We start from the raw sequence: 24,174 nt of genomic DNA, 5'->3' as shown, positions 1-24,174 counted from the left end.
GAGGAAAAGATGGCACGCGCAGTCACCACCCGGCACAAGACCATCGCGACGGCGGCCGCCTGGATCGTCGCCCTGCTGATCTTTTTCCCGATCCTTTATACGATCATCACCTCGTTCAAATCGGAACAGGAGGCGATCCAGGGCTTCAACCTGATCCCGTCGGGAACATTCGAGAGCTATTCCGAGGTTCAGGCGCAGAGCGGCTACTTCAAGTTCTTCCTGAACTCGGTGCTGCTCTCGGTCGGCTCGACCATCCTCGCCCTGCTGGTGGCGATACCGGCGGCATGGTCGATGGCGTTCTCGCCGACCAAGCGGACCAAGGACATATTGATGTGGATGCTGTCCACCAAGATGATGCCGGCGGTCGCCGTGCTGTTCCCGATCTATCTGATCTTCCGTGACACCGGCCTTCTCGACAGCCGCATCGGCCTGATGGTGATGCTGATGCTGATCAACCTGCCGATCGTGGTGTGGATGCTCTACACCTACTTCCGCGAAATCCCCGGCGAGATCTTGGAAGCGGCGCGCATGGACGGCGCCTCGCTATGGAACGAGATCATCTATGTGCTGACCCCGATGGCGGTGCCGGGCATTGCTTCGACCATGCTGCTCAACATCATCCTGGCCTGGAACGAGGCGTTCTGGACGATCCGCCTGACCACAACGGATGCCGCGCCGCTCACCGCCTTCATCAGTTCCTTCTCCAGCCCGCAAGGCCTGTTCTGGGCCAAGCTTTCGGCGGCCTCCACTCTCGCGATCGCACCGATCCTGATCATGGGCTGGTTCAGCCAGAAGCAGCTGGTGCGCGGCCTGACATTCGGTGCCGTGAAGTAGCGGGCAGACCGGCAGCGCCACGAACAAACAGACGGCGGACAATAACCCCTCGGGGAGGAAATCATGGGAAACATCACGCTCAAGAACGTCTCCAAATCCTTCGGATCGACCTCCATCATCCCCGGCCTCGACCTGGTGATCGAGAATGGCGAGTTCGTCGTCTTCGTCGGCCCGTCGGGTTGCGGCAAGTCCACGCTGCTGCGGCTGATCGCCGGGCTGGAGGACACCAGCGGCGGCACCATCAACATCGACGGCCGTGACGTCACCGGCGAGGCGCCGGCCAAGCGCAAGCTCGCGATGGTGTTCCAGTCCTATGCGCTCTACCCGCACATGACCGTGGCCAAGAACATCGCCTTCCCGCTGAAGATGGCGGGCGAGGATCAGGCGACGATCGACAAGAAGGTGAAGGACGCGGCGCGCGTCCTGAACCTCACCAACTATCTCGAGCGCCGCCCGGGCCAGCTCTCCGGCGGCCAGCGCCAGCGCGTCGCCATCGGCCGCGCCATCGTGCGCCAGCCCTCGGCCTTCCTGTTCGACGAGCCGCTGTCCAACCTCGACGCGGCGCTGCGCGGCACGATGCGGCTGGAGATCAGCGAACTGCACCACCAGCTCAAGACCACGATGGTCTACGTCACCCACGACCAGGTCGAAGCCATGACCATGGCCGACAAGATCGTCGTGCTGAACGCCGGCAACATCGAGCAGGTCGGCTCGCCGATGGAGCTCTACAAAAGCCCGAACAATCTGTTCGTCGCCGGCTTCATCGGCTCGCCTAAAATGAACCTCATCGAGGGCGCGCCCGCCGCCAAATACGGCGCCAAGACCATCGGCATCCGACCCGAGCACATGCAGATCTCGACAACGGCGGGCGACTGGAAGGCGACCGTCGGCGTGGCCGAGCATTTGGGATCCGACACATTCCTGCATGTCCAGGCCGATAGCGTCGGCCCACTGACGGTCCGCGCCGACGGCGAACTGGCCGTCCATCACGGCGACACGATCTACCTGACGCCAGACAAAGCCAAGCTGCATCGCTTCGGTCCTGACGGAAAGGCGATGTAAGCATGCGACTGGCTGGCAAATCTGCGCTGATCACGGGTTCGGCGCGCGGCATCGGCAAGGCCTTCGCCGAAGCCTATGTGCGCGAAGGCGCTATCGTCGCGATTGCCGACATCAACCTCGAGGCCGCTCGGAAGACGGCCGCCGAGATTGGCGGCGGCACCTATGCGGTGAAGCTCGACGTCACGGACCAGGCATCCATCGACGCCGCGGTAAAGGCGGTGGAAGACAAGGCCGGCGGCCTCGACATCCTGATCAACAACGCCGCCTTGTTCGACCTGGCGCCGATCGTCGAAATATCCAGGGCGAGCTATGAAAAGTTGTTCGCCGTCAATGTGGCCGGCACGCTGTTCATGTTGCAGGCGGCGGCACGCTCGATGATCGCGCGGGGCAAGGGCGGCAGGATCATCAATATGGCGAGCCAGGCCGGACGGCGCGGCGAGGCCCTGGTGGGCGTCTATTGCGCCACCAAGGCCGCCGTCATCTCGCTGACCCAGTCGGCGGGGCTCGACCTCATCAAGCATCGCATCAACGTCAACGCCATCGCGCCCGGCGTCGTCGATGGCGAGCACTGGGACCACGTCGATTCGCTGTTTGCCAAATACGAGAACCGGCCGAAGGGCGAGAAGAAGAGGCTGGTCGGCGAGAGTGTGCCCTATGGACGCATGGGCACGGCACAGGATCTTGCCGGCATGGCGGTGTTTCTGGCCAGCAGCGACGCCGAATACATCGTCGCCCAGACCTACAATGTCGATGGCGGCCAGTGGATGAGTTGAGGGGGGCGGCCTCTTCTTCCCGTACCTCCGCGGGGAGAGGAGGCCGGCAGGCAGATGAGGGGCATCGCAGACATCAGAAGCGTTGGCGCTGCCCCTCACCCTTACCCTCTCCCCGTGAAGGACGGGGAGAGGGAGAATGATCAAGGGCCGCAGCCCGGCCAAAGGGTAAAGCAGATGACCGTGAAACTCTCTTCTTCCAATCTCGCCAGGCTTCCCGCCAACGTCGCGGGACCGAAATACGACCGTTCCAAACTGAAGGCCGGCATCGTGCATTTCGGCGTCGGCAACTTCCATCGCTCGCATCAGGCCGTCTATCTCGACGACCTGTTCAATGCCGGACTCGGCCACGACTGGGCGCTGGTCGGCGCCGGCGTCTTCGCCGGCGAGAAGATCGGCCGCGCTAAGCTGGAAGAGCAGAACTGGCTGACCACCGTGGTCGAGCAGGACGAGGGCCACATGAGCGCCCGCGTCACCGGCGCGATGGTCGATTTCCTGATGCCGGGCGATGCGGCCGGAATCATCGAACGACTTGCCGACCCGGCGATCAGGATCGTTTCGCTGACCATCACCGAAGGCGGCTATTTCATCGACCCGGCCTCCGGCGTCTTCAATCCGACCCATCCCGACATCGTCGCCGACGCCCAGCCGGGCGCTGTGCCGAAGACGGTGTTCGGCATCATCCTCGCCGGCCTGATGCGCCGCCGCGACGACGGCATCGTGCCGTTCACCGTGATGTCCTGCGACAACATCCCTCACAACGGCCATGTCACCTCGGATGGCGTCATTGGGCTCGCCCGCCTGATCGACGAGGACCTGGCGACCTGGGTTGCCGACAATGTCGCCTTTCCGAACGCCATGGTCGACCGCATCACGCCGGCCACCACGGATCGCGAGCGCGGCATCCTGGCCAAGGACTTTGGCGTTGAGGACAGCTGGCCGGTATTCTGCGAACCGTTCAAGCAATGGGTGCTGGAGGACCATTTCACCGCCGGCCGCCCAGCGCTGGAGAAGGTCGGCGTGCAGTTCGTCAGGGATGTCGCTCCCTATGAATTGATGAAGATCCGCATCCTCAATGGCGGCCACGCCACCATTGCCTATCCGGCCGGGCTGATGGACATCCATTTCGTCCATGAGGCGATGCAGGAGCCGCTGGTTCGCGGCTTTCTCGACAAGCTCGAACATGACGAGATCATTCCGACCGTGCCGCCGGTACCGGACACGGTGCTGGAGGATTATTACCAACTCATCGAGAAGCGCTTTTCCAACCCCAAGATCGGCGACACGGTGCGCCGGCTTTGCCTGGACGGCTCCAACCGCCAGCCGAAATTCATCATCCCGACCATCGCCGACCGCCTGAAGGCGGGAAAAAGCGTCGCCGGCCTGGCGCTGGAATCGGCGCTCTGGTGCCGCTACTGCTTCGGTGCCACCGACAGCGGCGCCGTAATCGAGCCGAACGACCCGAGCTGGGACCGGCTGCAGGCGACGGCAAAGGCGGCAAAGGACGCACCCGCCGCCTGGCTGGCCATGGACGACATCTATGGCGATGTCGGCCGCGCCACGGCATTCGTCGAGGCGTTTGCCCATGCGCTCAACGTGCTGTGGGCCAATGGCGCGCGCGCCACGCTGACACGCTATCTCGACGGCAAGCTCTGAGAGCCATCCGACGCCATGACGCCTGAACTGGTCATCTTCGACTGCGATGGCGTGCTGGTCGACAGCGAAGCGCTCTCCGTCTCGGCGCTGCTCGGCATGATCGAACTTGCCGGTGGCAGCATCGGCGAGGACGCCGCCTATGAGCATTTCCTCGGCAAGAGCATGAAAAGCGTGCGCGAAATCCTCGGCCGCGATTTCGGGCTCGAGATCACCGATCAGCATCTCACCGCCATGCGTGTCGATCTCATGCGCAAGTTCCGTGAAGAGCTGAAACCGATCCCCGGCGTCAAGGAGATGCTTCCCAAGCTCGGCCAGCCATTCTGTGTCGCCTCCTCCGGCACGCTGGAACGCATCCGTTATGCGCTGGACGTCACCGGCCTGCTCGGGTTCCTGGAGCCGCATCTGTTCAGCGCTGCCATGGTCGCCAGGGGCAAGCCGGCGCCCGACCTGTTCCTGCATGCCGCCGCCAGCATGCAGGCGCATCCGCGCAAATGCCTCGTCATCGAGGACAGTCCGGCCGGCATTGCGGCGGCGCACGCGGCTGGTATGCGTGTCTTCGCCTTCACCGGCGGGTCGCATGCCGGCAACCCGGCCCTGAAAGCGCGGCTTGCGTCGACCGAACCTGACTTTATATTCGCTGACATGCTGCAATTGCCCGATCTGATTGCAGGCCTGGGAGCGAGAGTTAGAGCATCTTGACGAAACAGTTTGTCTGCGCGGTCGATGTCGGCACCGGGAGCGCTCGCGCGGGCATTCTCGACACCAGTGGCACCTTGCTTGGCCGCGCCGACCGGCCGATCGCCATGAACCAGCCAAAGCCCGATCACGCCGAACATGATTCGCGCGATATCTGGTCCGCCGTCTGCGCCGCCGTGCACGCCGCCCGCGAAAAGGCCGGCGTTGCCGCTGACGATGTTATCGGCATCTCGTTTGACGCCACTTGTTCTCTGGTCGTGCGCGACCGGCAGGGCGAACAGCTCAGTGTCTCGGTGTCGGGCGACAGGCGCTGGGACACCATTGTCTGGCTGGACCACCGCGCCATTGCCGAGGCCGACGAATGCACGGCAAGCAGCCACGAAGTGCTCAACTATATTGGCGGCGTCATGTCGCCGGAAATGGCGACGCCGAAGCTGATGTGGCTGAAGCGCAACCTGCCAAATACGTGGAATGAAGCCGGCTATCTATTCGACCTGACCGATTTTCTCACTTGGCAGGCGACAGGCTCGCTGGCCCGCTCGCAATGCACGCTGACGGCCAAATGGACCTATCTGGCGCACCAGGAGATCGCATGGCAACGCGATTTCTTCGAAATCGTCGGCCTCGACGATCTTTTCGACCACGGCAATCTCCCTGAAAAGGCAAGCCCGGTTGGCGCCGATATCGGCCTGTTGACGCCGCAAGCGGCGGCCGAACTCGGCCTGACGGAGAAATGCCGTGTCGGCGCCGGGGTCATCGATGCCTATGCCGGCGCGCTTGGCGTGCTCGGCGGCTTCGCCGGCGACGAACAGGGTATCGGCCGGCATCTGGCGCTGATCGCCGGCACATCGAGCTGCGTGATGGCGATGTCGCCCGACCCGCAGCCTTTCGCCGGCGTCTGGGGCCCCTATTATGGCGCGGCGCTGCCGAAGCTGTGGCTGTCGGAAGGCGGCCAGTCGGCCACCGGCGCCCTGCTCGACCACATCATCCGCTGGCACGGCGCCGGCGGCGAGCCGGACGCCGCCATGCACGCCAGGATCGCCAAGCGTGTCGCCGAACTGCGCGCCGCCGAGGGCGAGAAGCTGGCCGAAAGGCTGCACGTTTTGCCGGATTTCCACGGCAACCGCTCGCCGCTCGCCGACCCGCACGCCGTCGGCGTCGTCAGTGGGCTGACGCTGGATTCCTCCTTCGACAGCCTGTGCAAGCTCTACTGGCGCACCGCCGTCGGCATCGCGCTCGGCGTGCGCCATGTGCTGGAGGCGTTGAACGAGAACGGCTATCTGATCGACACGCTGCATGTCACCGGCGGCCACACCAAGAACCCGCTTCTGATGGAACTATACGCCGATGCGACCGGCTGCACGGTGGTCGAGCCGCTGGCCGACGAGGCGGTGCTGCTCGGCACCGGCATGGTCGCCGCAACCGCAGCAGGGCTGTTCTCCGATCTCAACGCCGCCTGTCTTGCCATGCAGCAGGGCGGCAAGACGCGCGCCGCCAACCCGGCAGCCGGCGCGCGCTTCGATCGCGACTACCGGATTTTCCTGGAGATGCACCGGCAGCGGCAAGCGCTCGACGCGATTGGGTAGAGCCAAGGCCGACTGCCTGGCTCAATCTGTTCCGGCACCTCCTCCCTTGCCTTCATGTCGCGTTTCGTACAAAAGCTGACGCAAACGCAGCGAAACCGAAGGTTTTTTTGCGGTTTGACATGCGGCTTCCGGCTTTTCGCCGACGCGCCGCGCCTGGAAGAGCGGAACAATGTCTGCGATCGGAGCCGGCGCTCGCGCGCCGGAAAATCTTTGGCGTCAGGAAATCAGGGCGACGCTGACGCTCGCCTGGCCCATGGTGCTGACCAATCTCGGCCAGACCGCGATGACCGCCACCGACGTCATGATGATGGGGCGCCTTGGTGCGGACACGCTGGCCAGCGGCGCGCTTGGCGCCAACCTCTATTTCATGCCGCTGATCTTCGGGCTCGGCCTGATGCTGGCGACCTCGCCGATGATCGCCACCGAGCTTGGCCGCCGCCGCCATTCCGTGCGCGACCTGCGCCGCACCGTGCGCCAGGGCCTGTGGCTGGCGATCCTGATTTCGATCCCGATCTGGCTCGTGCTTTGGCACGGCGAGGCCATTCTGCTGGCCATGGGCCAGGAGCCCGCGCTGGCGCATCAGGCCGGCATCTATCTGCGCTGGCTGGAATGGGCGGTGCTGCCCTTCTATGGTTATATCGTGCTGCGCTCGTTCATCTCGGCGCTGGAGCGGCCGGGCTGGGCGTTGATCATCGTCTTCGTCGCCGTCGCCTGCAACGCCCTGTTCAACTGGGTGTTCATGTTCGGCAATCTCGGCGTCCCGGCTATGGGCATCGCCGGCTCGGGCCTTGCCACGACGCTCTCCAGCACGCTGATGTTCGTCGGCATGGCCGTAGTGGTCATGTGGGAGAAGAAGTTCCGGCGCTACCGCCTGTTCGGCCGCTTCTGGCGGTCCGACTGGCCGCGTTTCAAGGGCCTGCTGCGGCTCGGCCTGCCGATTGCCGGCATCCTCGCCTTCGAGGTGACGATCTTCAATGCCGCGGCGCTGCTGATGGGCCTGATCGATGCGGATTCGCTGGCAGCACACGCCATCGCCATCCAGATCGCCTCGATCTCCTTCATGGTGCCGCTCGGCCTCAACCAGGCGGTGACGGTACGCGTCGGGCTTGCCCATGGCGCGGGCGACCGGGAGGGGGTGTCGCGTGCCGGCTGGACCGCTTTCGTCATCGGCGTCTCGTTCATGGCATTGATGGGGTTGGTTATGATCCTGTGGCCGCATCTCCTGATCAGCGCCTTCATCGATCTCGCCAACCCGGCCAACGCCAGGGTGATCGCGCTTGCCGTGTCGTTCCTGGTCTTTGCCGCCCTGTTCCAGGTCTTCGACGGCGCCCAGGCGGTTGCGGCCGGCATGCTGCGCGGCCTGCACGACACCAAGGTGCCGATGATCTATGCCGCGATCGGCTATTGGGGCGTCGGCTTGCCGCTCGGCGTGCTGCTGGCCTTCCATTTCGGCTTGCACGGCGTCGGCATCTGGATGGGGCTGTCCAGCGGGCTGGCGGTGGTGGCGGCGCTGCTTTTGGCACGCTGGTTGCGCCGGGACCGCTTGGCACCGCCGCTCGCCTTCGGGCATTGAAGCAAAACGGCCGCCGATGCTGCTTCTCGGCTGTCAGCGCGCCGAAGCGCGCCGTTCGAGCCGGCGGGCGTATTGCGTCAGCGGAAAGCACATGAGGAAGAAGATCAGCGCCACCAGCCCGTAGACCTTGAAAGGCTCGAAGGTGGCGTTGTTGATGGCGTTGGAGGTCCGCACCAGTTCCTCGAAGCCGATGATCGAGGTCAGCGCGGTCGACTTGATCAGCTGCACCAGGAAGCCTACCGTCGGCGCGCGGGTGATCGAGAACGCCTGCGGCAGGATGATCAGACGCAGCTCCTGCAGATAGTGCAGGCCAAGGCTGGCGCCGGCGTCCCATTGGCCAAGCGGCAATGCATCGACGCCGGAACGCCAGATCTCGGCAAGATAGGCACTGGCGAAGAAGGTGAGGCCGAGCACCGCCGCGGTCCAGGGCTCGATGCGCAGGCCGAGCATCGGCAGGCCGAAGAACATCAGGAAGAGCTGCATCAACAGCGGCGTTCCCTGAAACAGGGCGATGTAGCCGGAGGCAAGGCGCCGGCTCCATTTATTCTTGGCGATCCTGAAGAACAGCACCGCCATTCCAACCGCCGCGCCGCCGACAAAGGCGGCCAATGACAACAGCACCGTCCAGCGTGTGGCCAGCAGGAGGTTGCGCACGATGTCCCAGAAGGTGAATTCGATCATGACACGCCAGCCCCGAGCGCGCGGCGCCCACCGGTGACCAGAAGCCGGCGCAAGGCCATCGACATCAGGAGATAGACCAGCGTCACGACGAAATAGGTCTCGAAGGACCGGAACGTGCGCGCCTGCAGCATGTCGGCCTCGTAGGTGAGCTCGCGCACCGCGATCTGCGAGACCACGGCGGACTCCAGCATCATGATGACGATCTGGCTGGTGAGCGCGGGATAGATAATTTTTAGCGCTTGCGGCAGCACGATCTTGATGAACACCTGGCGTGGCCGCAGCCCGAGTGCCAGGGCGGCTTCCGTCTGCCCGAGCGGGACGGCATCAAGCCCGGCACCGACGATCTCGATCGTATAAGCCGCCATGTTGAGCGTCATCGCCAGCATGGCGGCCAGGATCGGGTCGAGCCTGACCCCGAGGCTCGGCAGGCCGAAGAAGATGAAGAACAGCTGCACCAGGAACGGCGTGTTGCGCATCACCTCGACATACCAGGCGATGGCCCGGCGAAGCAGCACAGGGCCGTTTCGCCGTCCCGCGGCACCCAGGATGCTGAGCAGCGTTCCCGCCAGCGTGGTCACGGCGATCAGCAGGATCGTCGTGGCCGCGCCGTGTGCGATGTCGCCCAGGGCACCCGGAAGCCAGCCGAAGGCCACGGGAGCTCAATCCTTGAGGTTGTCGGGGTTGAGCGGCGTCTTCAGCCAGGCTTTCGAGCTTTCGTCCAGCTTGCCGTCGGCCAGCATCTTGGCGATGGCGTCATTGACCGCCTTCTTCAGGCCGTCCTCGTTCTTGTTGAGGCCGATATGCGAGGGCGAAGTCAGAAGCTGGAATTTCTGCTCGGGCTTGAGCGCTTCCTGGCGTGCCAGCACCTGCGCGCCGACATCATTGCCGACGACCATCAGCTGGGTCTGGCCGGAAATGAAGGCCTGGATCACGGCATTGTAGTTGTCGAAGCGCTTGATGTCGGCCGACGCCGGTGCCGCCTCGGTGAGCGAGGTATCCTCGAGCGTGCCGCGATTGACGGCGATCGACTTGCCGGCAAGGTCTTCCTTGCCTTTGACCGACATTGCGGCGGGGCCGATCACCGCGATGTAGTAGGGCGCGTAGGCGGCGGCGAAGTCGATCACCTGTTCGCGCTCCTTCGAGTAGCCGACGCTCATCAGGATATCGACGCGATGGTCGTTCAGATAGGGAATGCGGTTCTGGCCGGTGACGGCGACGGGATTGAGCTTCACCTTGAGTGTGTCGGCAATGTACTGCGCGACGTCCATATCGTAGCCCTTGAGGCTCATATCGGCGCTGGCCGAGGAGAAGGGCGGGAAGTCGGCGAAGACGCCGACATTGATGGTGCCGGCCTTGGTGATATCAGCCAGCGCGTCGGCGTTGGCCTTCTGCGTGGCGATACCAAGCCCGGCGCCCAGCATCAGGACGGCGGCGATCGATGATTTCAGTGTCGAGTGGATTGTCATTGTCATTCCCCTTCTGGAAGCTTTTGATTGTTTGAGGCGGTCGCCGGCTCCAGCACGGCGGCCGCCTTGGATTTCAGGCGTCAGGCTCCCTTGCCGATCACGGCCGGGCTGAACACCATCAGGCTCAGTATCTCGAACAGCACCTGGGCGCCGGCATGCGCGGTGTTGGTGGTCGCGTCATATTGCGGCGCCACCTCGACGACGTCGCCGCCGACGATGTTGAGACCCTTGAGGCCGCGCAGCAGTTCGAGCACTTCGCGCGTCGTCAGACCGCCGACCTCCGGCGTTCCGGTGCCTGGGGCAAAGGCCGGGTCGACGCTGTCGATGTCGAAGGACACATAGGTCGGGCCGTCGCCGACTATTCTGCGCGCCTTCTCGATGATGGCGGGAATGCCGAGCCCCGTCACCTCCTCGGCGTGAACGACGGTCATGCCGGATTCGTAGGTGAACTCCCAGAGATATTCGGCCGAGCCGCGGATGCCGATCTGGATGGTGCGCGTCGGGTCGAGCACGCCATCGAGCACCGCGTTGCGGAACGGCCCGCCGTGGTGGAACTTGGTCATGTCGAACAGACCGCTGGTGTCGCAATGGGCATCGATGTGGATCAGCCCCACCGGAGCCTTCTTGCCGACGGCCTTCAGGATTGGATGGCTGATCGAATGGTCGCCGCCGACCGAGAGCGGGATGACACCGGCATCGACGATCTGGTTGGTCCGGCGCTCGATGTCCTCATGGCTGGTCTCCAGCCGGTAGCGGCTGCGGAACGGCGTGTCGCCGATGTCGGCCACGCGCAGCTCGTGCGTCGGCGCGCATTCCAGCACATGATTGTAGGGGCCGATGCGCTCGATGGCGCGCAGCGCCCTCGGCCCAAAGCGCGAGCCCGGCCGGTTGGTGACGCCGAGGTCCATGGGCACGCCGATCATGGCCACCTGCAGGTCGCCGAAATCCGGGTTCTCCGCTGATATTTCGCGGTAGGGCGCGGCGAGGAAGGTGGGGATGCCGGAATAGGGCGCCAGCCTGGTGCCGCTCTTGGAGAAGATCTTGTCGGCGACCTTGCGGAATTTCGGGTCGAACATCTCGCCGCCATGGCTCTCGCCATATTTGCGACGCAACGCGTCGAGCTTGCCGCTGTTATAACCCATATCCATTCCTCCTCGATGGTGTCGCCGACCAGCGGGACCTCGGGCGAACCGACCATCATCCGGCCGGGTCGCCTGTCCCGCTCGCTGCCCGCAGATTTCAGGTCTTGATGCGATTGCAGGCAAAGTGTCCGGCAGCCGCATTGAAAAAGCAATTGATATTGTTAGGGTGTTTTCTGTGAGAAAATCTCACAGTGAGCCGAGCGTCCATGGCCAAGCGCCTGCCCCCTCTGAACCCGCTGCGCGCCTTCGAGGCAACGGCGCGCCATGGCTCGCTGACCAAGGCGGCGAGTGAGCTCAATGTCACGCATGGCGCCGTCAGCCACCAGATCAAGGCGCTGGAGCAGTCGCTCGGCGTCAGGCTGTTCGAACGATCAGGCCAGCGGGTCAAGCTGACGCCGCATGGCGCGGAGCTTTTGCCGGCGGTGTCGACGGCTTTCGACGGCATCGCCGCCGCCACGCAGCGGCTGACGCGGCCGGCAAGCAGCGGCGCGCTTTCGGTGTCCTGCGTGCCGGCGTTGCTGCTTTTGTGGATGACGCCGAGGCTCGGCAGCTTCACCGCGCAGTATCCCGACATCCAGCTGACGCTCATCCCTTCCAACGATCCCAGGGATATCCGGGCGCCGCATATCGATGTCTGCGTGCACTATGGCAATGGCAGCTGGACCGATTGCTGGATGCGCAAATGGTCGGGCCTCGAACTGTTCCCGGTGGTCAGCCCGACACTGATCAACAACCGCCCGATCCGCACTGTTCGCGACCTCGCCGACCATGTGTTCCTGCATGGCGACGACGGCCGCGAATGGCACACCTGGCTGGCGGCAGCCGATGCGCTTGACCTCGAACGCGGCCGCCGCCATCATCTGGGTGATGCCCGCATGGCGGCCGAGGCCGCGGTGCACGGTCACGGCGTGGCGCTGGGCGATTCCGTGACGGCAAGCGCGCTGCTGGCCAGGGGCATGCTGGTCGCGCCGTTCAGCCTGTCGGTGCCGGCGGTCGATGACTTCTATGTCGTCTGCCGCAACGAGATGCGGACAACGCCGATCGTACAGGTGTTTATCGACTGGCTGTTCGCCGAGAAAGCCGGGGATGACAGCCGCGCCGACGCCCCGGTCGCGGGCCGCCTCGTGACCCGACGCAAACGTCCGGCGCTCAAGGTGGCGGGCGGCAAACCCGCGAGCTGATGCAGCCTAGGCCCGGCCGCATGCAGGCCCTTCTTTTTGTCGGGCCAGCCTGAAAGCGGGCAGCGTTTTGGCTAATTCGATGCTATGAGGCCTGTCGCGATTGTGGATGGCAGGCAGCGAAGGCGACAACGAGACATGGCCAGGACCGATATTGCGCGGCGCGTCTACAACCATACCTGGAAGCTCGACCCGATCGTGCGCAGCCTGCTCGATACCGACTTCTACAAGCTTTTGATGTTGCAGATGATCTGGGGCATGTACCCCAAGGTCGACGCCACCTTCTCGCTGATCAACCGCACCACCTCGGTGCGGCTTGCCGACGAGATCGACGAGGGCGAGTTGCGCGAACAACTCGATCATGCCCGCACCTTGCGCTTCTCCAAGAAGGAGATGATCTGGCTCGGCGGCAACAATTTCTATGGCCGCAAGCAGATTTTCGAGCCGGAATTCCTCGCCTGGCTGGAAGGCTTCAGGTTGCCCGACTACGAGCTTGCCAAGCATGACGGGCAGTACGAACTGACCTTTCCCGGCCCATGGATGTACACCACGCTGTGGGAAATTCCCGCGCTCGCCATCATCAACGAATTGCGTTCCCGGGCCGCGATGCGGGCGTTCGGGCCGTTCACGCTCGACGTGCTCTATGCCCGCGCCAAGGCCAAGATGTGGGACAAGACCGAGCGGCTGAAGGCGCTGCCCGGCATCCGCATTTCCGACTTCGGCACGCGCCGGCGGCATTCCTTCCTGTGGCAGCGCTGGTGCGTCGAAGCGCTGAAGGAAGGCATCGGCGAGGCCTTCACCGGCACCTCCAACGTGCTGCTGGCCATGGACAACGACCTCGAAGCGCTCGGCACCAACGCACATGAATTGCCGATGGTGTTCGCGGCCCTCGCAAACTCGGAAAAGGAATTGCGGCAAGCGCCCTACAAAGTGCTGCAGGATTGGCAGCGCTATTACGGCGGTAATCTGCTGATCGTGCTGCCTGACGCCTTCGGCACGGCGTCGTTCCTGCGCGACGCGCCGGACTGGGTGGCCGACTGGACCGGCTTCCGCCCCGACAGCGCGCCGCCGATCGAGGGCGGCGAAAAGATCCTGTCGTGGTGGCGCGAGAAGGGCAAGGACCCCAAGCAGAAGCTGCTGATCTTCTCCGATGGGCTCGAAGTGGAAACCATCGAGGAGACGTACCGCCACTTCAAGGGCAAGGTGCGCATGTCCTTCGGCTGGGGCACCAATCTGACCAACGATTTCGAAGGCTGCGCGCCAACGGAAACCAACAGCCTGGATGCCATATCGCTGGTCTGCAAGGTCACCGAGGCCAATGGCCGGCCGGCGGTCAAGCTCTCCGATAATCCAGCCAAGGCGACCGGCGACGAGAAGGAGATCCAGCGTTATCTGCGGATCTTTGGCGAGAAGGATCGCGTGGAGCAGCTGGTCAAGGTGTGAGAGGTGGCGGGGGACTCTTTGACAAGTATGAGTTCCTTCGCGCCCCCCTCTGTCCTGCCGGACATCTCCCCCGCAAGGGGGGAGATTGGCAGCTTCTGTCGTGCCACCTTATTCTGCGGCGTAGAAGTTTGGCGAAAGCCGCGGCGACATCCGATCTCCCCCCTTGCGGGGGAGACGTCCGGCAGGACAGAGGGGGGTGGGAAGTATCTCGACTGGCGAAAATGTGCTCCCGTCCTCATTCTTTTGGCCCTCATCTGCGCCTCGCCCACCACCGCATTCGCCCATGCCTCCGACCGTGGCCACGTCCTGCTTCTCCCGACCGGCTACTACCTGGCTGGCGGCGCTTTCGCCGTGTCTGTCAGCTTCCTCGTGCTGGCGCTGCTGCCGCCGGCGGCTCTGGACAAATTCTGGCGCCGGCGCCTGCCGCTTTTCGTCTTCGGCGACGGCGCTCGCACGGCCATCAGTCTGATCTCCTTTGCCGGCTTTTCAATCCTCATCGCCGCCGGCCTTTTTGGCAGCCGCGACCCACTCTCCAACCCGTTGCCGCTCGTGGTCTGGACGCTGCTGTGGGCCGGCGTCACGCTGCTGCAGGGCCTCTTCGGCGACCTCTGGTCATGGCTCAACCCCTGGTACGGGGCGTGGCGCCTGGTCTCGCGCTTGTTCAGCATGAGCGACAAGGGACCGTGGCGCCTCCCCCGATGGCTCGGCCGCTGGCCGGCCGTCATCCTGTTCCTGGCCTTTGCCTGGTTCGAACTCATCGATCCGGCTCCCGACGACCCGGCTCGTCTCGCTTGGGCCGCCGGCCTCTACTGGCTGCTCGCCTTCCTCGCCATGCTGGTGTTCGGCTATCGGGAGTGGAGCCGCGGCGGCGAGTTCCTGACGGTCTTCTTCTCGATGGTGGCGCGCTTCGCGCCGGTCGAGCGCGACGGCGAAGGCCGGCTTGCTCTGTGCTGGCCAGGGGCCAAGCTGCTGACGGCCGAGCCATTGCCGCCCAGCGGCGTGGCCTTCCTGCTGCTGGCGCTGTCCTCGGTCTCGTTCGATGGCCTGTCGAAAACCTTTTTCTGGCTCGGCCTGTTCGGCGTCAATCCGCTCGAATTCCCGGGACGCACCACCGTGATCGGCAGCGGCACTTTCGGACTGGTGCTGACATTCGTGCTGCTGGCGGCGGTGTTTCTTTTCGCCGTTTTCCTCGGCCAGCGCCTTGCCGGCGGCGATCAGCGCTTCAGCCAGGCAATTGGCCTTCTGGTGTGGTCGATCGTGCCGATCGCACTCGCCTATCATGTCGCGCACTATCTGGCGGCGCTGCTGGTCGACGGCCAGTACGCGCTGGCCTCCCTCTCCGATCCGTTCGCGCTGGGCTGGAACCTGTTCGGCACCGCCGACATGCAGATCGAGGCCGGGATCGTTGCCGGAGCCAGCTCAGCCTGGTGGCTGTGGAATATCCAGGCCGGCGCCATCATAACAGGCCATGTGCTCGCCGTTCTCGTCGCCCACGGCTGCGCCTGGCGCCTGCATCCGCGACCTGCCCGCGCCGCGCTCGGCCAGTTCCCGCTGACCCTGCTGATGATCGCTTACACCGTCTTCGGCCTCTGGCTGCTCACGACGCCGACGGTCGGCTGAGGTGCGTACCACCTTCCGGCGACATGCCTTGAAGCCATTGGCGCTGGAAAATAAACCGGAATTCCCCTAGGGAAGCGGCATTGCCGTGTCCGGACTTTGGTGATTTAGTTTGTACACATGCAATTTTTCGACTTCCGGACATGAGCGGACTTTGCGCTCCTAACGCTGAACAAGGGGAACGGCATCATGGACAAGAGCAAGACCTTCAACCTCCCGAAAACCGGTCTCAGCCGCCGCACGGCGCTGAAAGGTCTGGCCGCCGGCGCCGGCCTCGCCATGGCGCCAGGTTTCGTCCGCTATTCCCAGGCGCAGAGTTCGGCGCCGATCAAGATCGGCTTCCAGTCGCACCGCACCGGCATTGGCGCTGCCTATGGCCGCTGGTACGAGAAGACCACCGCCGCAGCGATCAAGGCGATCAACGCCGCCGGCGGCATCAATGGCCGTCCGGTCGAGGTCATCATCGAGGATGACGGCACCGATCCCGGCCGCGGCGCCGAAGTGGTCGGCAAGTTCGCCACCCAGCACAAGACCGACATCGTCTTCGGCACGTTGTTTTCGCATGTCGTCATCGGCTCGGCTCCCGCCGCCGGCGAAGCCAAGATGCCTTATTTCGTCGTCAGCGAAGGCCACCACGTCGCCTCGACCAAGCTCAACCGCTATGTCTTCCAGCCCGGCATCACCGATGTGAAGAGCCAGATCCAGTCGATGGCGCCGTGGATCGCGGCCAATGCCGGCAAGAAGGTGACGCAGATCTTCCCCGATTTCGCCTTCGGCTACGACCACCGCGATTACCTGCCGCCGGCGCTGAAGGCGCAAGGCGCCGAGGTGATCGCGCAGATCGCCATCCCACCCACGGAATCCTCCTTCACCAAGTACTTCCCGCAGATCCCGGCCGAGACCGAGGTGATCTACCACGTCATGGTCGGCCCGGCGGTGCTTACCTTCGTCAAGGAACTCGGCGAGTTCTACGGCTCCAACCGGCCGCAGCTGTTCGGCTTTATCGATTCGTTGGAAGCCGTCGACATCAACAGCCCCGGGCTCAAATTCCTCGACGGCAGTCATTTCTGGGAAGGCTCGCCGCGCTATGCGCAACCCGACGATTCCGCTGCACAGAAAGCCTACCGCGCCGCCGTTGGCATCGACGACAATGGCGCGGCCGTCGGCGACCCCAAGGACGTATCCACCGCCGCGCATATGTTCGGCTGCTGGGAAACGCTCTACGTCGTCAAGAAGGCGATGGAGGACGCCGGCTATAAGGGGCCGGAAGACCGCGCCAAGCTGGTCGAGGCAACCGAGGCACTTACCGCCTTCGCCGAGGGACCTGAGCACCCGCAGGGTCCAAAAACCTTCAACGGCAAGATCCACCAGTGTTTCGGCATCCAGAACATCTCCAAGGTCGAGGGCGGCAAGCTCAAGGTCGTGCACAAGACCAAGATCGAGGATGGGCTTTACGAGGCTGAAGGGGATTACACGACACAGGCGCTGTGAACTCATTCCAGCAGCCAGCGTGAGCGCCCAGCCACCCCCCTCTGTCCTGCCGGACATCTCCCCCGCAAGGGGGGAGATTGGATCTCGCGACGGGTTTCGCCAGCTGCCAACGTCAGAAAAGCGCCGCCGCAGGCACTGCCAATCTCCCCCCTTGCGGGGGAGATGGCCGGCAGGCCAGAGGGGGGTGCCTCGCGCATCCGCAGGCGTCTAGTCCATGCACTTCGGTCCGCATCTCCTCCTCGCCGCCCTCGAAGGGCTCGTCACCTCGGCCGTGCTGGCGCTGACGGCGCTTGGGCTATCCCTGGTGTTTGGCGTGATGCGCGTCGTCAATGTCGCGCATGGCGAATTCTTCATGCTGGGCGCCGTGCTGGCCTGGGCGATCTCGACGGCGATATCGGGCCACCCGGCGCTCGGCTTCCTGGCGGCACTGGTGATCGCGCCGCTGATCGTCGGTGCCATTGCGCTGGTCGCCGAGCGGCTGGTGCTGCGCCGGCTCGATTACAATCCGGAAGCCACCATCGTTGCCACCATCGGCATGCTCTACATCATCCAGCAGCTGGCGCTGACCTTCTATGGCCCCGAGGCACGGCCCGTCGAGCCGCCGTTCAGCTATCGCATCCTGCTGCCCTGGTTCGGCTATTCCGGCTACAAACTGTCTGTTATCGCTGCTTCCGCGTTGCTGCTCATCTCCACATGGCTGGTGCTGACGCGCACGAAAGTCGGCCTCATCATGCGCGCCACGCAGTATGACAGCGAAACGGCGCAGGCCTTCGGCATCCCTGTGGGCCGCGTCTATGCCGGCGTCTTCGCGCTCGGCGCCATGCTGGCGGCCATTGCCGCTGTGCTGATCGTGCCGATCAGCCAGGCACACTATCTGATGGGGCAGGATCCGCTGCTGCTCTCCTTCATCGTCGTCATCATTGGCGGCCTCGGCTCGCTGCGCGGCACCGTGGTCGCCGCCGTGCTGATCGGCCTGTCGGATGGCATCATCTCTATGTTCTTCTCGCCTACCTTGGCCAAGATCATCGCCACGCTGCTGGTCGCCATGGTGCTGGTGTTCCGGCCGCAGGGCCTGTTTGGAACGGCATCGCGATGAGCGAAGCTTCGCCGGCAAAGGCCTACGCACTGCATCTCGGCGTCATCGCGCTGCTTCTCGCGCTGAGTTTCGTGCTGCCCGACTACTATCACGGCCTGCTCGCCCGCATCATGGTGCTGGCGGTGTTCGCCATGGGCTACAACATGCTGTTCGGCTATGTCGGCCTGCTCAGCCTCGGCCACGCCATGTTCTTCGGCGCCGGGCTCTATGGCGCCGGGCTCGCCATCATCCAACTCGGCTGGAGCGTGCCGGCGGCATTCGCGGCAGGCCTCGGCTGCGGTGTTGTTGTTTCCCTGATCATTGGCCTGCTGGCGCTGCGCACCACGGGTGTCGCCTTCATGATCGTCACCATGATGTTCGCGCAGGTCTTTTATCTGCTCATCCTCTACTTCGCGACGTGGACCGGAGGCGATCAGGGCCAGGTCGTGCCGCAGCCGGCGCGCGTTCTCAATTTCGGCGCGACCTCGCTCGATCTCACCAACCCGACCGTGCGCTACATGAGTGCGCTGGCGCTGTTCACGATCGTGCTGCTGATCACTTTAGCCATCGTCCGCTCCCGATATGGCCGCGTGCTGGTCGCCATCCGCGAGAACGAGGAGCGGACCAAGATGCTGGGTTACGACACTTTCTCCAACAAACTCCTGGCAGTCGTCGTGTCCGGCGCGATCTGCGCGGCCTCGGGCGCCGCCTATGCGCTGCTGTTCGGCTATGTCGGCTCGAGCTTCGCTTCGGTGCAATATTCGATCCTGCCGCTGCTGTGGGTGCTGCTCGGGGGTGCCGCCACGACGCTCGGGCCGCTGCTCGGCACGCTGTTCATGTATTATGTCATCGACGTCACCAGCGGCTACACATCGGCCTATCTGCTGATCGTCGGGGTCGCACTCATCCTTTTGGTGCTGTTCTTTCCCAAGGGCATTCTCGGCACCATTCGCCAGCGCTGGCTTGGATGGCTGCCATGACGCCACTGCTGACGACGAAAGGCCTATCGCGCAGCTTTGGCGGCCTGCGCGCCGTCGACAGCGTCGACTTCACCTTGATGCCCGGAGAAATCCGCGCCGTCATCGGCCCCAACGGCGCCGGCAAGACCACCTTTGTCAGCTTGGTCAGCGGTCGCATCCGGCCGACATCCGGCACGATCATCTTCGACGGCGCCGACATCACTGACCTGCCGGCCTATGCCCGCGTCCGCCAGGGTATAGCCTATACGTTCCAGATCACCAGCATCTATGCCAACCTCACCGTCTACGCCAACGTCGCGCTGCCCGTGCAGCTGACGCCGCGGCATGGCCATTCCAAGAGCGCGATACAGGCCGCGGTCATGGCGGCACTCGAACACACCGGCCTGGCCGACCGCGCCCATATGCCAGCCGGGCAATTGTCCTATGGTCACCAGCGCCTGCTGGAGGTCGCCATGGGCCTGGCCCTGAAGCCGCGTCTGCTGATCCTCGACGAGCCGACGCAGGGGCTGGCCGACAGCGAGATCGACAATTTCGTGGAGCTGGTGCGTGACATCGCCACGAACGCCACGGTGCTTTTGATCGAGCACAATATGCCTGTCGTCATGCAGCTTGCCGACCGCATCACGGTCTTCAACGCCGGCAAGATCCTGGCCGAAGGCACGCCCGAGGCGATCCGCGACAATGCGGCGGTGCAGGACGCCTATCTGGGGACCGCCCCATGACGGACATAGGCAAGACGCAAGCCCTGGCGGTCTCGGGGCTGGACTGCTTCCATGGCGAGGTCCAAGTGCTCTACGGGCTCGATCTCGTGCTGAACAAGGGCGAGGTGCTGTGCCTGTTCGGCCGCAACGGCGCCGGCAAGACGACGACGCTCAAGGCGATCATGGGCCTGATTCCAGCCAGCGCCGGTTCGATCCGGCTCGGGGACCAGGAATTGACCGGTTTGCCGGCGCATGAAGTGCCGAGGGCAGGTGTCGCCTATGTGCCGCAAGGAAGGCGGCTGTTCGCCGAGATGACGGTGGCGGAAAACATCGAGATCGGGCTGATGGCGCGCGGCAAGGGCAAGGCGACGCGAGAGCGCGTGCTCGACCTCTTCCCGCTGCTGCGCCAGCGGCTGCGGCAGCGCTCGGGCACCTTGTCGGGCGGCGAACAGCAGATGCTGGCGATGGCCCGCGCGCTGTGCCTCGAGCCGCGGGTGCTCTTGCTCGACGAGCCGACCGAGGGCCTGATGCCGTCGATGATCGCAAAAATCCGCGAGACCGTGTCGACGCTGCGCGAGTTGGGCGTCTCCACCATCCTGGTCGAGCAGCGCGTCGATGCGGTGCTGTCGGTGGCCGACCGCGTCTCGTTCATCGAAAACGGCCGCAACCGCGAGACGGTGGATGTCGAGCACCTGCGTGCCGACCCGTCGGCGGTGAGGCGCTATGTGGGCGTGGGCTGAGACTGCAACGGCAATGACACTTTGCAAACGATAACGCAGCCCCTCATCCGCCTGCCGGCACCTTCTTCCCGTATAGTGACGGGGAGAAGGGAGAGGGCAGCAACGACGGCGCCCTTCCGACAACGTTGATGATTGGCGAAACCATTGGCAAAGGCGCTCTCCTCCCCGTCACCATACGGGGAGAAGTGCCCGGCAGGGCGATGAGGGGCGGCGCAAACGGTACGATTCAAAAAGCACCAATTCACCCACCAAAGAACAAAAAGCCCGCGGCCAAAAAGATCGGGATCAACACCAGCCCTGACCAAAGCATGTAGCCAAAAAAGCCAGGCATCTTCACACCGTGCTGCCGGGCGATGGCATAGACCATGAAGTTGGGCGCATTGCCGACATAGGTGTTGGCGCCCATGAACACCGCGCCGGCCGAAATCGCGGCGAGCGTCGAGGCAAGCTCGGTCATCAGGTGTCGTGGATCGCCGCCGGCAAGCTCGAAGAACACGAGATAGGTCGGCGCATTGTCCAGGAAGGACGACAATGCTCCGGTCAGCCAGAAATAGGCGAGATCGTTGGGCGTGCCATGGCCCGAGGTGACGAGCGCGACCAACGGCGCCAGCGCGCCGTCGTGGCCGGCTCTCAGGATGGCGACGACCGGCACGATGCAGATGAAGATGCCGGCAAACAATTTTGCCACCTCCGCGATCGGCCCCCAGTTGAAGCCGTTCGCTTGGCGGTACTCCTTGCGCGAGACGGCAAGCGAAACGAAGGCGAAGATCAGGATGATGGCGTCGCGGACCAGGTTCTGCAGCTCAAGGGTCACCCCTTGAATGGAGATGCTCACTCCGGGATTCCAGCTGGCCGACAGCAGGATGGCGCCGATGACGCCGGCCAGCAGCGGAATGTTGGGCAGGCCGCGAATGCGCACCTTCGAATCCGGTGTCGGGTCCTTGATCTTCGGCGCCCCGGCCTCGCGCCGATGCAGGATGATGTCGATGGCGAGAAATACCGCAAGCACGACACCGCCGGTAAACAGCGTCTCCCGGTACAAGTTCGTGGTCGTCCAGAAGAAGTCGACGCCGCGCAGGAAGCCGACGAACAGCGGCGGGTCGCCGAGCGGCGTCAGCGAGCCGCCGATGTTGGACACCAGGAAGATAAAGAAGACGACGACATGGGCGTTGAACGGCCTGGCGTCGTTGGCGCGGATGACCGGCCGGATCAGGATCATCGAGGCGCCCGTCGTGCCGATGACCGAAGCGAGCAGCGCGCCGGTGAGCAGCAATCCGGCATTGACCAGCGGCGTGCCGTGGATGTTGCCGGCGACCAGAATGCCGCCCGAAATGGTGAACAGCGCGAACAGCAGGATGATGAACGGCATGTATTCGGTGAGCAGCGCATGCAGCACTGCCTCGGTCGCCGATGGGACGCCGAAGGCAAGCGCCAGCGGTACGACCGCAAGGGCGGCCCAGAGGGCCGCGATCTTGCCGTAGTGTGGGTCCCAGACATGGTGGAACAGCAGCGGTCCGGTGGCAATCGACAGCAGCAGGCCGGCGAATGGCAGCACCCACCACAACGACATCACTTCACCCGGCAATCCGTGTGCCTCGGCCGCGAAGGCCGCGCCCGGGATCATCACCGTCATGGCGATGGCCGCACCCGTCATCACGCCTGCGGTGATCCGCAAAAAGTCCCCACGATGTCCCACTGTTCAGTCCGTCAAACTGTCTTCAAGCGCCACGCCGGCTTCGCGCATGCGCTGCAGCATCGCGTCGAGGGATCCGTTGAGGTCGATACCGCGACAGGCATCGAGCCGGACGGTGGTCTTGAACCCCTGGCTGACAGCATCCAGGGCCGAGAAGCCGACACAGAAATCGGTCGCCAGGCCGACCAGGGTCAGCGTGTCGATGCCCCGTTCCCTGAGATAGCCGGCGAGACCGGTGGGCGTCGTATGGTCATTCTCGAAGAAGGCCGAATAGCTGTCGATGTCAGGGCGAAATCCCTTGCGGACAACCAACTCGGCCTTGGTCCAGGCAAGCCCGGAGTGGAAATCCGAACCCAGGCTGCCCTGGATGCAATGGTCCGGCCACAGCGTCTGCGGGCCATAGGGCATGTCGATCATCGTGAAGGGCTGTGCGCCCGGATGGCTGGAGGCGAAGCTCGAATGGCCGGCGGGATGCCAGTCCTGCGTCAGCACGACATGGTCGGCTCGCCGGATCAGATCGTTGACCAGCGGCACGATCTCGTCGCCACCGGTCACGGCCAGCGCGCCGCCCGGGCAAAAGTCATTTTGCAGGTCGATGACAACAAGCGCTTCGTCGGCCATGGGGCCTCCTTCTTCTCTGTCATGTGGTTCAGGCTACAGCAGAAAGATGCCGCTGACGCGACTGGACGCAGAAACTTGACCAGATGGCCGGCCGCGTCAACCTCCCATGCCATAACAAATGCGTTTCGGCTCACCCGGAGCCGGCAACGGTGCAAACTCTGGCTTTGACAATTTCCACCGGCTTGATATCATTTGCATACGAATGAATTTCTGGTTTCGGAAACCGGCAAGAAACTCCAGGCAAGACACCTGGGCGGGCCAAATTCGGGAAGGCTCATTCTCTGGGAAGGCAAAGCGTGATCCGTTACGCGAAACCCACTACGGTCGACGAGGCTCTCGCTTTGCTTGGCGAGGGTGCGTGGCGTATCCTGGCCGGTGGCACGGATTTCTATCCGGCACAGGGCGCCAAACCGTTCCGCGACAATGTCCTCGACATCAACGGTCTCACTTCGTTGCGCGGTATCTTTGAAACGGATGACCACTTCGTCATCGGCGCACGCACGACATGGACCGACATCATTCGCCATCCCTTGCCGTCGGCCTTCGACGCGCTGAAACAGGCCGCGCGCGAGGTCGGTTCGCCACAGATACAGAATGTTGCCTCGGTCGCCGGCAATCTCTGCAACGCCTCGCCGGCCGCCGACGGCGTGCCCGGCCTGCTGATCCTCGACGCCGAGGTCGAGCTCAGTTCGACAGCCGCGACGCGTCATCTGTCCCTGCCGGATTTCATCCTCGGCAACCGCCGCACGGCGCTAGAGCCCGGCGAAATGGTGACGGCCATCCGCGTGCCGAAACCGGCCGGCACGTCAGCTTTCGTCAAGCTGGGCGCACGGCGCTATCTCGTCATTTCCATTGCCATGGCGGCGGCGCGCCTGGTCGTTGAAGACGGTACGGTCACGGAAGCAGCGGTCGCCGTTGGCTCCTGTTCAGCGGTTGCCAAGCGCCTTGCCGGTGTTGAGCAGGCCTTGCGTGGTCGATGGGCCGATGACGGGCTCGCGGCTGCGGTGCAGTCCGCGCCGATGACTGAGCTGTCGCCGATCGCCGATGTGCGCGGCAGCGCCGAGTATCGGATCGAGGCGGTACGCGAGATCGTCGCGCGGGCCGTGCTGACGGCAGCCGGACCGATGGACGGCCACATGGTGGCGGCGGCATGAGACAAGCTCAGCCTG

Annotated in this window: 22 protein-coding genes; 16 read left to right on the top strand and 6 right to left on the bottom strand. The window is 64.2% G+C overall.

Going from position 1 to position 24,174, the window contains the following annotated elements:
- Positions 1-9 precede the first annotated feature (9 nt).
- From FJ958_RS15530 to FJ958_RS15500, 7 genes are all read left to right on the top strand, one after another.
- Positions 10-834: a carbohydrate ABC transporter permease gene (locus tag FJ958_RS15530; protein ID WP_140744038.1), complete on the top strand. Its 825-nt coding sequence runs from the start codon at positions 10-12 to the stop codon at positions 832-834.
- Positions 835-897: 63 nt separating this feature from the next.
- Positions 898-1,896 carry an ABC transporter ATP-binding protein gene (locus FJ958_RS15525; RefSeq protein WP_140744036.1) on the top strand — a complete coding sequence of 333 codons (999 nt, stop codon included), beginning with the start codon at positions 898-900 and terminating at the stop codon, positions 1,894-1,896.
- A 2-nt stretch (positions 1,897-1,898) separates the two neighbouring features.
- A complete protein-coding gene (locus FJ958_RS15520) occupies positions 1,899-2,669 on the top strand; it encodes an L-iditol 2-dehydrogenase (protein ID WP_140744034.1) in 771 nt (256 codons plus the stop codon).
- 174 nt (positions 2,670-2,843) lie between these two features.
- The gene (locus FJ958_RS15515; RefSeq protein ID WP_140744032.1) at positions 2,844-4,322 is read left to right on the top strand and encodes a mannitol dehydrogenase family protein; all 1,479 of its coding nucleotides are present in this window, start codon (positions 2,844-2,846) and stop codon (positions 4,320-4,322) included.
- 15 nt (positions 4,323-4,337) lie between these two features.
- On the top strand, positions 4,338-5,021 hold the full coding sequence (locus FJ958_RS15510; RefSeq protein WP_140744030.1) for an HAD family hydrolase: 684 nt from the start codon (positions 4,338-4,340) through the stop codon (positions 5,019-5,021).
- On the top strand, positions 5,018-6,604 hold the full coding sequence (locus FJ958_RS15505) for an FGGY-family carbohydrate kinase (protein ID WP_140744028.1): 1,587 nt from the start codon (positions 5,018-5,020) through the stop codon (positions 6,602-6,604). Before FJ958_RS15510 ends, FJ958_RS15505 begins: the two co-directional genes overlap by 4 nt.
- 169 nt (positions 6,605-6,773) lie before the next feature.
- Positions 6,774-8,177 carry an MATE family efflux transporter gene (locus tag FJ958_RS15500; RefSeq protein WP_140744026.1) on the top strand — a complete coding sequence of 468 codons (1,404 nt, stop codon included), beginning with the start codon at positions 6,774-6,776 and terminating at the stop codon, positions 8,175-8,177.
- A 33-nt stretch (positions 8,178-8,210) separates the two neighbouring features.
- Here the strand turns inward: FJ958_RS15500 and FJ958_RS15495 are convergent, their stop codons facing one another.
- From FJ958_RS15495 to speB, 4 genes are all read right to left on the bottom strand, one after another.
- A complete protein-coding gene (locus FJ958_RS15495) occupies positions 8,211-8,858 on the bottom strand; it encodes an amino acid ABC transporter permease (RefSeq protein ID WP_140744024.1) in 648 nt (215 codons plus the stop codon).
- The gene (locus FJ958_RS15490; RefSeq protein ID WP_140744022.1) at positions 8,855-9,511 is read right to left on the bottom strand and encodes an amino acid ABC transporter permease; all 657 of its coding nucleotides are present in this window, start codon (positions 9,509-9,511) and stop codon (positions 8,855-8,857) included. The genes FJ958_RS15495 and FJ958_RS15490 overlap by 4 nt, the downstream gene beginning before the upstream one ends.
- 6 nt (positions 9,512-9,517) lie before the next feature.
- Entirely contained in the window at positions 9,518-10,324 is an 807-nt protein-coding gene (locus FJ958_RS15485) for a transporter substrate-binding domain-containing protein (protein ID WP_140744020.1), read from the bottom strand.
- An 80-nt stretch (positions 10,325-10,404) separates the two neighbouring features.
- Positions 10,405-11,466, bottom strand: coding sequence for an agmatinase (gene speB / locus FJ958_RS15480; RefSeq protein ID WP_140744018.1), 1,062 nt, complete (start codon positions 11,464-11,466; stop codon positions 10,405-10,407).
- Between the two features lie 206 nt (positions 11,467-11,672).
- On the opposite strand from speB, the gene gcvA reads away from it, so the two are divergent.
- The 8 genes from gcvA (at position 11,673) to FJ958_RS15440 (ending at position 20,691) form a co-directional block, all read left to right on the top strand.
- A complete protein-coding gene (gene gcvA, locus FJ958_RS15475; RefSeq protein ID WP_140744016.1) occupies positions 11,673-12,647 on the top strand; it encodes a transcriptional regulator GcvA in 975 nt (324 codons plus the stop codon).
- Between the two features lie 135 nt (positions 12,648-12,782).
- Positions 12,783-14,087: a nicotinate phosphoribosyltransferase gene (pncB, locus tag FJ958_RS15470; protein ID WP_140744014.1), complete on the top strand. Its 1,305-nt coding sequence runs from the start codon at positions 12,783-12,785 to the stop codon at positions 14,085-14,087.
- 27 nt (positions 14,088-14,114) lie between these two features.
- Positions 14,115-15,707, top strand: coding sequence for a hypothetical protein (locus tag FJ958_RS15465; protein ID WP_246679604.1), 1,593 nt, complete (start codon positions 14,115-14,117; stop codon positions 15,705-15,707).
- Positions 15,708-15,890: 183 nt separating this feature from the next.
- A complete protein-coding gene (locus FJ958_RS15460; protein ID WP_140744010.1) occupies positions 15,891-17,195 on the top strand; it encodes an ABC transporter substrate-binding protein in 1,305 nt (434 codons plus the stop codon).
- A 214-nt stretch (positions 17,196-17,409) separates the two neighbouring features.
- Positions 17,410-18,291, top strand: coding sequence for a branched-chain amino acid ABC transporter permease (locus tag FJ958_RS15455; RefSeq protein ID WP_140744008.1), 882 nt, complete (start codon positions 17,410-17,412; stop codon positions 18,289-18,291).
- A complete protein-coding gene (locus tag FJ958_RS15450; RefSeq protein ID WP_140744006.1) occupies positions 18,288-19,250 on the top strand; it encodes a branched-chain amino acid ABC transporter permease in 963 nt (320 codons plus the stop codon). Before FJ958_RS15455 ends, FJ958_RS15450 begins: the two co-directional genes overlap by 4 nt.
- Positions 19,247-19,972, top strand: a complete 726-nt coding sequence (locus tag FJ958_RS15445; protein ID WP_140744004.1) for an ABC transporter ATP-binding protein — start codon at positions 19,247-19,249, stop codon at positions 19,970-19,972. The genes FJ958_RS15450 and FJ958_RS15445 overlap by 4 nt, the downstream gene beginning before the upstream one ends.
- Positions 19,969-20,691: an ABC transporter ATP-binding protein gene (locus FJ958_RS15440; protein WP_140744002.1), complete on the top strand. Its 723-nt coding sequence runs from the start codon at positions 19,969-19,971 to the stop codon at positions 20,689-20,691. Before FJ958_RS15445 ends, FJ958_RS15440 begins: the two co-directional genes overlap by 4 nt.
- A 241-nt stretch (positions 20,692-20,932) precedes the next feature.
- Here FJ958_RS15440 and FJ958_RS15430 read toward each other — a convergent pair whose 3' ends face one another.
- A complete protein-coding gene (locus FJ958_RS15430; protein ID WP_140744111.1) occupies positions 20,933-22,345 on the bottom strand; it encodes a sodium:proton antiporter in 1,413 nt (470 codons plus the stop codon).
- Positions 22,346-22,390: 45 nt separating this feature from the next.
- Entirely contained in the window at positions 22,391-23,005 is a 615-nt protein-coding gene (gene pncA / locus FJ958_RS15425; protein WP_140743998.1) for a bifunctional nicotinamidase/pyrazinamidase, read from the bottom strand.
- 296 nt (positions 23,006-23,301) lie between these two features.
- Here pncA and FJ958_RS15420 point away from each other — a divergent pair, with 296 nt between their 5' ends.
- A complete protein-coding gene (locus tag FJ958_RS15420; protein WP_140743996.1) occupies positions 23,302-24,159 on the top strand; it encodes a xanthine dehydrogenase family protein subunit M in 858 nt (285 codons plus the stop codon).
- Positions 24,160-24,174: the final 15 nt, after the last annotated feature.

The sequence above is a fragment of the Mesorhizobium sp. B2-3-5 genome, from assembly GCF_006442395.1.
Lineage (GTDB): Bacteria > Pseudomonadota > Alphaproteobacteria > Rhizobiales > Rhizobiaceae > Mesorhizobium.
Note: the sequence above shows the minus strand (reverse complement) of the source record. Positions and strands in the feature narration are given on the sequence as shown.

Coding starts and splice junctions, on each gene's coding strand:
- FJ958_RS15530 (WP_140744038.1), top strand. CDS start 10: ATGGCACGCGCAGTCACCACCCGGCACAAGACCATCGCGACGGCGGCC.
- FJ958_RS15525 (WP_140744036.1), top strand. CDS start 898: ATGGGAAACATCACGCTCAAGAACGTCTCCAAATCCTTCGGATCGACC.
- FJ958_RS15520 (WP_140744034.1), top strand. CDS start 1,899: ATGCGACTGGCTGGCAAATCTGCGCTGATCACGGGTTCGGCGCGCGGC.
- FJ958_RS15515 (WP_140744032.1), top strand. CDS start 2,844: ATGACCGTGAAACTCTCTTCTTCCAATCTCGCCAGGCTTCCCGCCAAC.
- FJ958_RS15510 (WP_140744030.1), top strand. CDS start 4,338: ATGACGCCTGAACTGGTCATCTTCGACTGCGATGGCGTGCTGGTCGAC.
- FJ958_RS15500 (WP_140744026.1), top strand. CDS start 6,774: ATGTCTGCGATCGGAGCCGGCGCTCGCGCGCCGGAAAATCTTTGGCGT.
- FJ958_RS15495 (WP_140744024.1), bottom strand. CDS start 8,858: ATGATCGAATTCACCTTCTGGGACATCGTGCGCAACCTCCTGCTGGCC.
- FJ958_RS15485 (WP_140744020.1), bottom strand. CDS start 10,324: ATGACAATCCACTCGACACTGAAATCATCGATCGCCGCCGTCCTGATG.
- speB (WP_140744018.1), bottom strand. CDS start 11,466: ATGGGTTATAACAGCGGCAAGCTCGACGCGTTGCGTCGCAAATATGGC.
- gcvA (WP_140744016.1), top strand. CDS start 11,673: ATGGCCAAGCGCCTGCCCCCTCTGAACCCGCTGCGCGCCTTCGAGGCA.
- pncB (WP_140744014.1), top strand. CDS start 12,783: ATGGCCAGGACCGATATTGCGCGGCGCGTCTACAACCATACCTGGAAG.
- FJ958_RS15465 (WP_246679604.1), top strand. CDS start 14,115: ATGAGTTCCTTCGCGCCCCCCTCTGTCCTGCCGGACATCTCCCCCGCA.
- FJ958_RS15455 (WP_140744008.1), top strand. CDS start 17,410: ATGCACTTCGGTCCGCATCTCCTCCTCGCCGCCCTCGAAGGGCTCGTC.
- FJ958_RS15450 (WP_140744006.1), top strand. CDS start 18,288: ATGAGCGAAGCTTCGCCGGCAAAGGCCTACGCACTGCATCTCGGCGTC.
- FJ958_RS15445 (WP_140744004.1), top strand. CDS start 19,247: ATGACGCCACTGCTGACGACGAAAGGCCTATCGCGCAGCTTTGGCGGC.
- FJ958_RS15440 (WP_140744002.1), top strand. CDS start 19,969: ATGACGGACATAGGCAAGACGCAAGCCCTGGCGGTCTCGGGGCTGGAC.
- FJ958_RS15430 (WP_140744111.1), bottom strand. CDS start 22,345: ATGACGGGTGCGGCCATCGCCATGACGGTGATGATCCCGGGCGCGGCC.
- pncA (WP_140743998.1), bottom strand. CDS start 23,005: ATGGCCGACGAAGCGCTTGTTGTCATCGACCTGCAAAATGACTTTTGC.